Genomic DNA, 12012 nt, shown 5'->3' with positions numbered 1-12012 from the left:
TCGTTCATCCGCTGGATGTCCTCGTGTTCGCGCAGCGCTTCGGCCTTCCGCTTCGCCTCGCGCGGCGGTTCCCACAGTTCCGCGACGCTCCTCACGGGCGGTCCTCGCGCGGGACGGCACGGTCGAGCAGGCCGAGGAACGAGCTGGTCAGCAGCGACGCGTCCCGTGGCCCCAGCGGGTGGTAGCCGAGCAGCAGCGCCTGGCCGTACAGCGCCTCGACGGCGAGCCCGATCAGCTCCGGGTCGCCCAGCACGCTGACCCGCCGGACCAGCGGATTGCGGTGGTTGAGGACGAGCTGCGGGCGTTCCGGCGGCACCGAACGGTGGTCGAGCGCGTCCAGGACACCGCCCCACAGGTCGTCGGCGCGGTCCCGGGTGGCACGCAGCTCCTGGTGGAACGCCGCCGCCCGGCTCAGCAGGTACAGCGACGGCAGCGTGGCGGGCTCGAAGTCGCGTACCACCACCTCGCAGCCGAGCCGGTCCAACCGCCGCTGCGCGGTCGACAGGAACGGCAACAGCTCCAGTTCCCGGTCGGCGGGCAGCGCGTCGAACCGGGTGGCCAGCTCGCTCGGGTCCATCCGCTCGACGACGATCGAGTGGTCCAGCTCCGGCAGCCGCTCCATGAGGTCGGCGTCGTACGCGTAGCCACCGTTGATCAGGATCACGTCCTGCGCCGCCGCGACCGCGGCGAGCCGCCGGAACTCGTCGTCGCTGCGCACGTAGCGGATGACGCCGTAGCGGGCGCGGAACTCGGCCATGGTCATCGGCCCGGCGTTGGTCTCCAGCGGCCAGTACTGCTCGACCAGCCGCAGCATCTCGTCGTCGTGCTGGGCGAGTGCCTTCACGCCGAGGTGGTGGATGTGCAGGAACGTGCCGAGCCGGTGCGGGTCGGTGGCGGCCAGCCGCACCAGCCAGCCGCGCAGCTGGTCGGCGATGGCCTCGCGGGTCGTCTCCAGCAGGCTGTCGTCGTAGAGCGCCTCGCGGCTCGCGGTGGGGCGCAGCTCTGTGCTGTCCACGATGCAGCGGGCGAAGAACGCCCATTCCGGCAGCAGTCCCTCGACGGACTCGGCCAGCAGCATCCGCTTGAGGTAGACGCGGTGCCCGCCACGGGCGGCCGGGTTCACCGCCGTGGGCAGCACGAACGCGGCCCCCGTGAGGCCCGCCTCGGGCACGTTCAGCTCGATCACGTCGAACGGGGCGAACCCGAACGTGCGCTGGGCGTAGCCGGTCGTCGCGTGGTAGCCGCCCGACCAGGGCAGCGCGTCCTCGGTGGTCCGGGTGCCGTCCACCGTGACGGTCACGGGCAGGAACGATCCGTAGAGCCGGGCCAGCTCGGCCACGGTGGTGCCGGTGAGCCAGTGCTCGGCGCCGCGGCGCGGGGTGAGCGTGACAGTGGTGCCGGGCTCGCGCTCGGGTCCGGGGGCGACCTCGTAGCGGCCGTCGGAGAAGCCGGTCCACAGGACGGCGGGGGCACCGTGCTGCCTGGTGTGCACCCGGATCTCGTCGGCGACGAGGAAGCAGGAGAGCAGCCCGATGCCGAACTGGCCGAGGAACTCGTGCCGGGAGAAGCCCAGCTCGTCGCGCTTGGAGCTGCGGCCGATCGTGGCCAGCAGCTCGTGCACCTGCGCCTCGGTCAGGCCGATGCCGTCGTCCGCGATGCGCAGCGTGCCGTCGCCGGTGTGGTCGCTGGACTCGATCGTGACCACACCGGGCGTGCCGGCGGCAGTGATCGCGTCGACCGCGTTCTGCAGCAGTTCGCGGACGTAGACCCGCGGGCTGGCGTACAGGTGGTGGCTGAGCAGGTCGACGATGCCGCGCAGATCGACCTGGAAGGTGTTGGTCACGGCCGGACACGGTACCGATGACCGGCCAGTCGCGGGGCCCGCCGTTAGGCCAGGCCGCCCGGCCGATCGCCGCGCACGATCGGGGCCCGGACCAGGTTGCCCCACTCGGTCCACGACCCGTCGTAGTTGCGCACCTGCGAATAGCCCAACAGGTGGTGCAACACGAACCAGGTGTGACTGGACCGCTCACCGATCCGGCAGTACGCGATCACGTCGTCGGCGGGCACCAGACCCAGTTCGTCCCGGTAGATCTTGGTCAGCTCGCCCGCCGACCGGAACGTCCCGTCGTCGTTGGCCGCCGACTTCCACGGCTTGCTGAGCGCGCCCGGAATGTGGCCGCCGCGCAGCGCCCCCTCCTGCGGGTAATCCGGCATGTGCGTCCGCTCGCCCGTGTACTCCTGCGGGGACCGCACGTCGACCAGCGGTCGGCCGCTGGCGATGTGCCCCATCACCTGATCCCGGAATGCCCGGATCGGTGCGTCGTCGCGCTCCGGCACCGGGTACTGCGTGCGGGGGCGATTCGGCTTGTCCCGCGTCACCTCGCGCCCCTCGGCGATCCACTTCTGCCGCCCGCCGTCGAGCAGCCGTACGTCGCGGTGGCCGAACAGGCTGAACACCCACAGCGCGTACGCCGCCCACCAGTTGAAGTTGTCGCCGTAGAAGACGACAGCGTCGTGCCGCCCGATGCCCTTGGCCTCGCACAGCGCCGCGAACGCCGCCGGTTCCAGGTAGTCGCGGGTGACCTGGTCGTTCAGCTCGGTGTGCCAGTCGACCTTCACCGCACCGGGGATGTGCCCCATGTCGTACAGCAGGACGTCCTCGTCCGACTCGACGACCACGAGGCCGTCCGTGCCGAGGTGCGCGGCCAGCCAGTCGGTGGTGACCAGTCGCTCCGGGTGGGCGTACGCCTGGAGGGACGGCGCCGGATCATACGCAACGGACATGTCGCTCAGGCTAACCCTTGTCGACCGCCTGCACGGGCGCCAGGGCTGGCCGTTTCGCCGTCACGAGGTCGCCCGACGACGCGCCGGTCAGCCGCCGCTTGAGCCACGGCGCCAGGTACTGCCCGGCCCAGCGCAGGTCCGCGCCGCGCGCCGACAGCCAAGGTGCGGGCGCGGGCATCGGCGGCGCCAGCAGCCACTGTTCGTCGGCCTCGACGCCCAGGGCGCGCAGGACGTGTCCCGCGACGCGCCGGTGCCCGGCCCCGGACAGGTGGAGCCGGTCCGTGCTCCACATCACGGGGTTGTGGAAGGTGTCGTCGCCGTGCAGGTCGATGAGGTACGCGCCGTGCTTCTCGGCCAGCCGCCGCGCCCCGTCGTTGAGGATCGCGGCGCGCGGCCCGACGAGGCGCTGGCCGGGCAGAAGGGCGGCGATGTCGGCGAAGCGGAACAGGATCACGTCCGCGCCGGTCGCGCGGATCCGGCCGATCACCGGGTCGATGCGCTCGATCAGCGCGGCCGGGTCGGCCCTGCGCCGCAGGACGTCGTTGCCACCGGCCGCGAAGCTGACCAGGTCGGGTTTCATGGCCAGCGTCGGCTCGACCTGCTCGGCGACGACCTGGTCCAGCAGGCGGCCGCGGATGGCCAGGTTGGCGTACCCGAAGTCGGGCCCGTTCTCGACGGCCAGCCGCGCGGCGACCAGATCCGCCCACCCCCGGTACGTGCCGTCCGGGTACGCGTCGTCCATCCCCTCGGTGAAGCTGTCCCCCATCGCCACGAAGCTGCGCCAGCCCATCGGCCGCCTCCTTAACGTCTGCTCACCTGGATGCGACAGTTATTTTGCACGGAGTGCACGGGACATGCACGGGAGCGTGACCGTGGCGACACCCCGAAACCGGCGTGACCAGCCCGTCCCGCTTCCCTACGCTGCGGACATGCTGCTGCGAATGTCCTCCATGCTGCTCCGGACCCTGCGCGAGGAGCCGGCGGACGCCGAGGTGCCGAGCCACCGGCTGCTGCTGCGCGCGGGCTACATCCGCCGCGCCGCCCCCGGCGGCTACACCTGGCTGCCCCTGGGCAAGCTGGTCCTGGACCGGGTCACCGCGATCGTCCGCGAGGAGATGACCGCGATCGGCGCCCAGGAGGTGTCGTTCCCGGCGCTGCTGCCCCGCGAGCCGTACGACACCAGCGGCCGGTGGACCGAGTACGGCGACGACATCTTCACCCTGACCGACCGGCGCGGCGCGGACTATCTGCTGGCGCCGACCCACGAGGAGATGTTCACCCTGCTCGTGCAGGACATGACCATCTCGTACCGGGATTTCCCGTTGATCCTGTTCCAGATCCAGACGAAGTTCCGCGACGAGGCACGCCCCAGGGCGGGGCTGCTGCGCGGCCGCGAGTTCCTGATGAAGGACGCGTACTCGTTCGATCTGACCGACGACGGGCTGGTCGCCGCGTACGCCGCGCTGCGGGCCGCGTACCAGCGGATCTTCGCCCGGCTGGGACTGCAGCACACGATCGTCGCCGCGATGTCGGGTGCCATGGGCGGGTCGGCCTCGGAGGAGTTCCTGGCCGCCGCCGAGGTCGGCGAGGACACGTACGTCGGCTGCACCAACTGCGACTACGCGGCCAACACCGAGGCGGTGACCACCCCGGCGCCCGTGGTCACCGAGCCCGCCACCGGCCCGCTGACGGTGCACGACACCCCGGACACCCCGACGATCGCGTCGCTCGTGGCGCTGGCCAACGAGCGCGCCCTGGACGGGCGTACCGGCTGGACCGCCGCGGACACCCTGAAGAACGTGGTCGTCACGGTGCACCGGCCCGGCGCCGAGGACGAGCTGCTGGTCATCGGCGTACCCGGCGACCGGGACGTGGACCTGAAGCGGCTGGACGCGGCGCTGAGCCCGGCCACCGCCACGATGTTCGACGACTTCGCGTCCCGGCCCGAGCTGGTGAAGGGCTACATCGGCCCGCAGGGACTGACGTTGCGCTACCTCGCCGACCCCCGCGTCGCGCCCGGCACGGCATGGCTGACCGGCGCGAACGTCGCGGGCAAGCACGCCACCTCGGTGGTCGCCGGGCGCGACTTCACCCCCGAGGGCACGATCGAGGCCGCCGAGGTGCGCGCCGGTGATGCCTGCCCCGCCTGCGGTGCCGGTGAGCTGACCATGCGGCGCGGCATCGAGATCGCGCACATCTTCCAGCTCGGCCGCCGGTACACCGACGCATTCAAGGTCGACGTGCTCGGCGCCGACGGCAAGCCGGCCCGGCCCACCATGGGCTCCTACGGCATCGGGGTGTCCCGGGCTGTGGCCGCCATCGCCGAGCAGCACCACGACGAGCGCGGCCTGCTCTGGCCCGACGAGGTGGCGCCCGCCGACGTCCACGTCGTCGCCACCGGCAAGGACGGGCAGACCGAGGCGGCCCTGGCGCTGGGCGCGGAGCTCGTCGCGGCCGGGCTGCGGGTGCTGGTCGACGACCGGCCGCAGCTGTCGGCCGGGGTGAAGTTCACAGACGCCGAGCTGATCGGCATCGCGCGGTCCGTCGTGGTCGGCCGCCGTCTGGCCGAGGGGTACGTGGAACTGCGCGACCGCCGCACCGGACAGCGTGACGAGGTCCGGCTGTCCGACGTGCCGGGCCTGCTCAAGCCCGCGGAGTAGCCGCCCGGGATCGGCGTCCCGCAGCGATGCGGACACGCCGATCCCGGTCCGCTGCGGTGGCGGCGATCGATGTGGTCCTGCTCTCGACGTCCCGCGTCGGCGTGACCCGCCCGCGTAGGGTCGAGGCGTGACCGACATGCCGCCGCAGCTCGCCGAGATCATCGACGAGTTCGCCTCCGCCCCGCGCGAGGTCGTGCTCGAAATGCTCCTGGAGTTCGCCGACGCGGTACCGGCACTGCCCGCCGAACTGGCCGGGCACGACGGGATGGAACAGGTCCCGGAGTGCCAGACCGCGTTCTTCCTGCGCGCCGAGGTCCAACCGGACGGCGTCGTGCGGACGTACTTCGACTGCCCGCCGGAGGCGCCCACGACGCGCGCCTTCGCCGGCATCCTCGCGGAGGGCCTGGCCGGCGCGGGTGCGGCCGAGGTCCTCGCGGTCCCCGACGATTTGTACGCCCGGATGGGGCTCGACCAGGCCATCAGCCCGCTACGGGTCCGTGGTGGCACCGCGATCCTGGCGCGCCTCAAGCGCCAGGTACGCGAGCAGGCGGCCTGATCCGGGAGGGAGTGCAGATGGACATCCAGGTCTGGTCCGACATCGTGTGCCCGTGGTGCTACCTCGGCAAGCGGCGCCTCGAACGCGCGCTGGCGGAGTTCGGCGCCCACGCCAGCGTCACGTTCCGCGCGTACCAGCTCGACCGCGCGCCGGTGCCGGCGCCCGTACCGTTGAAGACCGTGCTGGCCGCCCGCTTCGGCGGCCCGGCCCGCGTGGAGCGGATGTGGGCGCAGTTCAGCCAGGTGGCGGCGGCCGAAGGGCTGGTCGTGGAGTTCGAGCGCGCGATCGCCGCGAACACGTTCGACGCGCACCGGCTGGTCGCCTGGGCCGCGCAGCAGGGGCGCCAGGCCACCATGCTGGACGCGGTGCAGCGGGCGCACTTCGCGGACGGCATCGACATCGGCTCCCACCCGGCCCTGGCCGGACTGGCCGCCTCGGTCGGTCTCGACGGTGCGGCCGCGCTGGCCTACCTCGGCTCCGGGGCCGGGTCCGACCAGGTGCAGGCCGATCAGGTCGCGGCCGACCGGCTGGGCATCACCAGCGTCCCCACCTTCATCGTCGACGGCCGATACGCCCTGCAGGGCGCCCAGGAGCCCGCGGTGCTGCAGTCCGCCTTCGAAGAGGTCCTGCGCCGGGAGGCCGTAGACACTCGTCGATGAGGTTCCACGTGAAACACTATCGATGATCTTGTCTTTTACGTCGCCGTTCGGTCGCGTTCGCCCGTCGCGCGGTTGGCCCGGTCGCGTTCAGCCGCGGTCAGCCGCGGTCGGGTCGGTCGCGGTACACCCGCCTGCGCCGCCGCCGCAGGTCTCCCGCCACCACCCGGTCGCGGCCCGCGCGCTTGGCCGCGTAGAGGTTGCGATCCGCGGCGGCAAGCACGGCCGGCTGGCTGCGGGCGGTCGCCTGGTGCGCGCCGGCCACCCCGATGCTGACCGTCACGGGCAGATCGCCGGTGATGTCGCGCCAGTCGTGGGCGCTCACGGCCCGCCGGATGTCGTCGAGCTGCGCGGTCGCGGTGGTCACCGGGGTGCCCGGCAGCACCACGAGGAACTCCTCCCCGCCCAGGCGCGCCACGAACCCGTCCGGCGTCGCGGCGGCCAGCTCCCGTTCCAGCACCCGCGCCGCCTGCATCAGCACCTGGTCACCGACGTCGTGTGACAGCTCGTCGTTGATCCGCTTGAAGTAGTCCAGGTCGACGATCGCCACGGTGAGTTCCGCGCCGCCGGCGATCAGGGCCGGTAGCTCCTCGTCCACGTAGCGGCGGTTGCGCAGGCCGGTCAGCGGGTCGCGGCGGGCCTGCTCGCGGAACAGCTCGGCCGCCTCCAGCGCCTCGGCCGTCTCGAACATCGCCAGGCGGGTCTGCGCCTGCGCCTCCCGCTGCAGCGAGACCAGCCGCTCGCGCGCGGCGAAGAACACCTTGTGCACCGCGAACGCCTCGGCGCACTCGCCACGCAGGGCATGCAGCTCCGCCTGCTCCTGGTGCACGCGGACCATGACCTCGTGCAGGTCCCGCTCGGCGCACAACGCCCGGGAGGCGTCCAGGCTGGCCTGGGCCGCGTCGATCGCGCCCATCCCGCGCTGCGCCCGGGCCAGAGTGAGCCGGTACTCGGCCAGATCGTCGGCGTCGTCACTGAACCCGGCCTCGTACTGCGCCAGGCACGTCTGCATCGTCCGCTCGGCCTCGGCGTACTCGCCGTTCTCGATCTGGATGGCGCCGATCGTGTCCAGTGCCGCGGGGTCCAGCTCGAAGCCGTACGCGACAGCGTGCTCCTGCAGCCGCGCGGCCACCTCCTGCGCGCGCGGAAACTCGCCGCTGCTGTATTCGGTGTACGCCCAGTTGTTGAGCAGCATCGTGAGCAGCTCACCCTGCTCCAGCTCCCGAGCCAGCTCCTCGGCCTGGCGATAGCGGGTCCGCGCCGCGTCCATCGCGCCGTTGAGCCCCAGCGCGTCGGCCAGCCGGGTCCGGTGGTTGATCAACATGTACGGCGTGGCGCACTCGTCGAGCAGCTCGACCGCGATCACCGAATGCTCCAGGCATCTGGCCACGTCACCGGACAGGCGTTGGATGTTCGCCCAGTTCAAATGGGTACGGGCCTGCATGTTGCGGTCGTCGTGGGCAACGGCCCAGTCGTGGATGTCGTGCAACTGCTGCTGGGCGCCCGCGAGGTCCCCGGTACGCATCTCCATGCAGATCCGGCAGAGCCGCGCCCGTACGATCAGCGCCTCGTCGCCGACGGCGGCGGCCTGCCGCTCCAGCTCGACGGCGGCCGCGAGCCCGGCCTCAGCGTCCCAGACGATCATGTTCTCCATCGCCTGGAGGGCAGCCGACAGCTCCTCGGCACCGGGCACGCTGCCGGTCACGGGCCCACCCCCTTATGCCTGGGTCTGATCGGCCCCCGGTCGCCCAACTGAAGCAAGCCCGCAGCCCGGGGGACGGTCGGGTGTCGAAGATCATGCCGAGCCCGCCAGATAGTCCCCCCACGTCCGGGTGCCGGCGGGACGCGCCGCCGTGGTGAGTGCCCCGGCGCGCAGCTCCCGCCCGGCGCGCCCCGGCACCCGGATCGGGAGCACCGGGCGCCGCACCCCGCGGGCCCGCCGCCACGCGCCGGCCAGCTCGCCGAACGAGTGCACCTCGGGTCCGCCGAACTCCACCGCGCCCGCGGGCCCCGCTCCCAGCAGGGACGAGATGCGCTCAGCAACGTCCGCCGGGTGCACCGGCTGCACGAGGACGCGGCGGTCCACGACCAGCACCCCGAGCCGGGACGACGCGGTCAGCAGCCGGTCGATCAGCTGCGGGAACTGGGTCGCCCGCAGGATCGTGCACGGCACCTCCCCCGCCGCGACGATCCGCTCCGCCGCCAACTTGGCCCGGTAGTACGAGATCGGCACCCGGTCGACGCCGACGATCGACACGTACAGCAGGTGCCGCACGCCCGCCGCCCGCGCCGCCGCGACCAGCCTGCCGGTGCCCTCGACGTCGATGCCCGCGGAGTTCCGGCCCGCCCCCGACGCCAGGTGCACGACGGCGTCCGCCCCGCGCACGGCCTCCGGCAGGCCCGTACCCGTGGCCAGGTCGGCGGCCACCCAGCCGCTGCGGGCCCGGCGGCTCATCGGCCGCACCACCAGGTCGCCGCCCGCCCCCGCCAGGCGGGACAGGACCGCAGCACCGAGCGTCCCGCTTGCTCCGGTGACCAGCACCGTCGTCGTGTTCGTCATGTCAGCAGGATGAACGTCAACCCGGCCACCCGGCCCTGGTCCGGGGCATCTCGGCGCGTCCGTCGCGGTGCGGCTTGACGCACAGCACCTGGTTGACCCCGATGTGGCCGCGCTCGAACGCGAGGGCGGACGCCGCCATGTACCGCCGCCACACCCTGGGAACGGCGATGCTCCGCACTCGACTATCCACCGTGGACTATCGCGGCAGAAAGCCCCGGCGCGCAGGTGTGATCCACCAGTCATACCCGCTGCAGAACATGTTCCCGCCGTTCCGCGCTCATCGGGCGGGCGCGGTCCCGGCGGCTCTCCGCGAAGGCTGCCAGCACGGCGCGTCGCTCCGGCTCCGTCAGCGCCCCGGCGAACGGCGACGTGCGGCGGAGGTCGACGGCGTACCGGGCGGACGAGGTCAGGGCGTCCAGCACCGCGTCCACGCCCTGGTCGAGGACGACCTCCCAGCGGTCCAGCCAATCCCGGGCCCCGCCCTCGGGATGCACCCGGCACAGGCGCCGCAGGTTCTCCAGGGCGGCCGCCAGCACGCTGTCCGGGTTCGCGACCAGCTTCCCGGCCACCGCCCGGTGCAGCCACAGATCGCGCAACTCCTCCACACCGAGGCCCGGCCGGATCAACGCCTCCAGGTCGGCGCGCCGGATCCGCCGCTCGGCCCCCACCCGCACGTACGGCAGCAGCCCCCGCAGGCACAGGTCCACGACGTGCGCCCGGGACGAGCGCAGCAGGACGGCCGCCTCACCGGTCGTCAGCAGCGCACCCGGACGCATCGCCACATGTGGATGTTCGCGCCCACCGCCTCAGCCGCGCAACACCCGAACGGCCAGGCACCGCCTGGCCCGTCCGCCCGGCTTGCCGCCTGTTCCGCTCGGCTCGCCTGCCGGCGAAACAGGCACGGGACGTAGTCAGCCGAACCAGTCCATCGTCTGACCGTGGGCGCCCGCCCAGGCCAGCGGCTTGCCGTCCAGCGCCAGCACGTGCCGGGCGCCGGGCCGCGGCCACGACCCCGGCACGTCGAAGTCCAGCACCTCCGGCGCCTCGACGCTGATCCAGTGCCCGGGCAGGGCACGCACCACCTCGGTGAACGCCGCCCGGCGCGCGGACGGAACCTGATACAGCACGGCCGTGTGGAACACCACCAGCGTGGCGTCCGCGGGTGCCTCGGCGGCCAGGGCCGCAAGGTCGTCCACCAGGTCACCGCGCCGCAGCAGCGGCGGTTCCGCCGCGAGCACCGCGGCCGCCGCCCGCAGCCGCGACCGGCGGTGGTCGTGCTCGGGCCAGATGAGCGCGTCCAGCCACGCCAGGTCGGCCGGATCGGTCACGTCGAGCGGGTTCAGGTCCAGCCCCGCCCGCCACACCACCCGCGGCAACGCGGACGGAAGGGGCATCCCCGTGGCAGCGCACTCCAGGACCGGCGCGCCGGATCCGACCGTGTGCTCGCCGTACCGGTAGGCGTACCGGTCCGGGTAGAGATTGAGTCCCGCCGAGGCGCCGACTTCCAGCAGTGCCAGCGGCTGCGGCAGCGCGGCCAGCACCGGCAGCAGTACGGCGCACCGCCCGGCCTCGTTGGTCTGCGTCGCCCGCCCACGCATCTGCTCGGCCACCGCCGCCCAATTGGCCAGGACGAACCGGTGAAACGCGTCCGGATCCAGCACCGGACCCCCGAGCAACCGCACGGCCCCGAACAGCAGGTTCGGCTGGCGCTTGGGCTCGGGCAGGGTGTCGAGCAGGGTGAGGATCTCCTCGTCGCGGGCGACCGCCTGCGACAGACGTTCGTAGGCCGGGGACACCCCGCGGGCCTCCAGCTCGGCGAATTCGGCGTACCACGTCGCGGTCATCACGGTGACATCGTCCATCGACACCGGGTGATTCCCATGCTGGCCGGCACGTGATGTCGCTCCCGGGCATGCGGCCCGGCACTGCTAGCGCGCGAACAGGACCTCCAGGTCGCGCTCGGCGTACAGCCGGTGCTCCCACTCCTCGTTGAGCACAATCGACAGACATTCCCGTACCGGATAGCTGCGCGGTTCCGGCCATCCCGGCGCGTCCACCGGCACGGTGTCGGCGCCCAACGACGCGACGGTCAGGCCCTCGATAACCCTGCGCACCGTGGACATCCGGTCCCGGCGCAGGTCGAGCACCGTGTCCAGCGACGGCCGCGCGGCACGATCGCGGGGCACACCGGGGATGTCGGGCATCTCGTCCCACGGGAGTCCCAGCGGGTCCCACGGGGCCGGGCTCCCGAGGATCGCGCGGCCCACCCAGGAGTCGGTGGCGAACACCAGGTGCCGCAGCGTCTCGATGAACGACCACTCGCCGTCGACCGACTCGTGCAGCAGTTCCGGTGCCAGGCGGCGGGCCCGTTCCACGGTGTCGCCCCACAGCCGCTCGACGATCCCCCACGCCTCGTGGAAACCGGCCGGATCGGTCGGGCGCATCCTGGCCCGGTCGGGATAGCGCCGGTCGAGTTCGGCGGTCACCAGCGGCGCGATGTCGACCCCGTTGATCGTCAGATTCTCGATCTCGCCGTGAATGCTCACGTTGCTCAGCTCGACGCCCCGCATGACCACCCCACCCAGGTCGACCCCACGGAACCGGGCGTCGCGCAGGTCCACGGCGCGGAACTGGGCGCCGGTGAGGTCCGCACGTTCGAACCGCGAGCCACGAAGGTCGGCGCGAACGAAATCAGCCATGCGGTCACGCTACCGCCGCCGTCGGACCCCGGCGCTCCACATCCCCGCGGATCACACGGGTACGGCCCAATGTCCCTGGGAGTGCTGGAACTCA

At 72.6% G+C, this 12012-nt stretch carries 12 protein-coding genes; 3 read left to right on the top strand and 9 right to left on the bottom strand.

Annotation, left to right across the window (positions count from 1 at the left end; translation table 11 throughout):
• Positions 1 to 91: 91 nt before the first annotated feature.
• From ACMCNN_RS31130 to ACMCNN_RS31120, 3 genes are read right to left on the bottom strand one after another with little or no spacing between them, the layout of a single operon-like run.
• Positions 92 to 1843 carry an HSP90 family protein gene (locus ACMCNN_RS31130; protein ID WP_412744011.1) on the bottom strand — a complete coding sequence of 584 codons (1752 nt, stop codon included), beginning with the start codon at positions 1841 to 1843 and terminating at the stop codon, positions 92 to 94.
• A gap of 44 nt (positions 1844 to 1887) precedes the next feature.
• Entirely contained in the window at positions 1888 to 2787 is a 900-nt protein-coding gene (locus ACMCNN_RS31125; protein ID WP_412744010.1) for a sulfurtransferase, read from the bottom strand.
• Between the two features lie 10 nt (positions 2788 to 2797).
• Positions 2798 to 3577: an SGNH/GDSL hydrolase family protein gene (locus ACMCNN_RS31120; protein ID WP_412744009.1), complete on the bottom strand. Its 780-nt coding sequence runs from the start codon at positions 3575 to 3577 to the stop codon at positions 2798 to 2800.
• Positions 3578 to 3716: 139 nt separating this feature from the next.
• Here ACMCNN_RS31120 and ACMCNN_RS31115 point away from each other — a divergent pair, with 139 nt between their 5' ends.
• The 3 genes from ACMCNN_RS31115 to ACMCNN_RS31105 all read left to right on the top strand — a co-directional run bounded on the left by ACMCNN_RS31115 (position 3717) and on the right by ACMCNN_RS31105 (position 6662).
• Positions 3717 to 5447, top strand: coding sequence for a proline--tRNA ligase (locus tag ACMCNN_RS31115; protein WP_412744008.1), 1731 nt, complete (start codon positions 3717 to 3719; stop codon positions 5445 to 5447).
• A gap of 127 nt (positions 5448 to 5574) precedes the next feature.
• Positions 5575 to 6003, top strand: coding sequence for a SufE family protein (locus ACMCNN_RS31110; RefSeq protein ID WP_412744007.1), 429 nt, complete (start codon positions 5575 to 5577; stop codon positions 6001 to 6003).
• A gap of 17 nt (positions 6004 to 6020) precedes the next feature.
• Entirely contained in the window at positions 6021 to 6662 is a 642-nt protein-coding gene (locus ACMCNN_RS31105) for a DsbA family protein (RefSeq protein ID WP_412744006.1), read from the top strand.
• A gap of 97 nt (positions 6663 to 6759) precedes the next feature.
• Here ACMCNN_RS31105 and ACMCNN_RS31100 read toward each other — a convergent pair whose 3' ends face one another.
• The 6 genes from ACMCNN_RS31100 to ACMCNN_RS31075 all read right to left on the bottom strand — a co-directional run bounded on the left by ACMCNN_RS31100 (position 6760) and on the right by ACMCNN_RS31075 (position 11918).
• On the bottom strand, positions 6760 to 8364 hold the full coding sequence (locus ACMCNN_RS31100) for a diguanylate cyclase (protein WP_412744005.1): 1605 nt from the start codon (positions 8362 to 8364) through the stop codon (positions 6760 to 6762).
• A 90-nt stretch (positions 8365 to 8454) separates the two neighbouring features.
• Positions 8455 to 9219: an SDR family oxidoreductase gene (locus ACMCNN_RS31095; protein WP_412744004.1), complete on the bottom strand. Its 765-nt coding sequence runs from the start codon at positions 9217 to 9219 to the stop codon at positions 8455 to 8457.
• 16 nt (positions 9220 to 9235) lie between these two features.
• Positions 9236 to 9397, bottom strand: coding sequence for a hypothetical protein (locus tag ACMCNN_RS31090; protein ID WP_412744003.1), 162 nt, complete (start codon positions 9395 to 9397; stop codon positions 9236 to 9238).
• 61 nt (positions 9398 to 9458) lie between these two features.
• Complete coding sequence (locus tag ACMCNN_RS31085; protein ID WP_412747343.1) at positions 9459 to 9995, bottom strand: helix-turn-helix domain-containing protein; 537 nt, start codon at positions 9993 to 9995, stop codon at positions 9459 to 9461.
• Positions 9996 to 10130: 135 nt separating this feature from the next.
• A complete protein-coding gene (locus tag ACMCNN_RS31080) occupies positions 10131 to 11081 on the bottom strand; it encodes a DUF2332 domain-containing protein (protein ID WP_412747342.1) in 951 nt (316 codons plus the stop codon).
• A gap of 66 nt (positions 11082 to 11147) precedes the next feature.
• Positions 11148 to 11918 carry a DinB family protein gene (locus tag ACMCNN_RS31075; protein ID WP_412744002.1) on the bottom strand — a complete coding sequence of 257 codons (771 nt, stop codon included), beginning with the start codon at positions 11916 to 11918 and terminating at the stop codon, positions 11148 to 11150.
• Positions 11919 to 12012: the final 94 nt, after the last annotated feature.

The organism is Krasilnikovia sp. MM14-A1004 (assembly GCF_047159485.1).
Taxonomy (GTDB): domain Bacteria; phylum Actinomycetota; class Actinomycetes; order Mycobacteriales; family Micromonosporaceae; genus Actinoplanes.
This window is presented reverse-complemented; position numbering and strand designations above follow the sequence as displayed.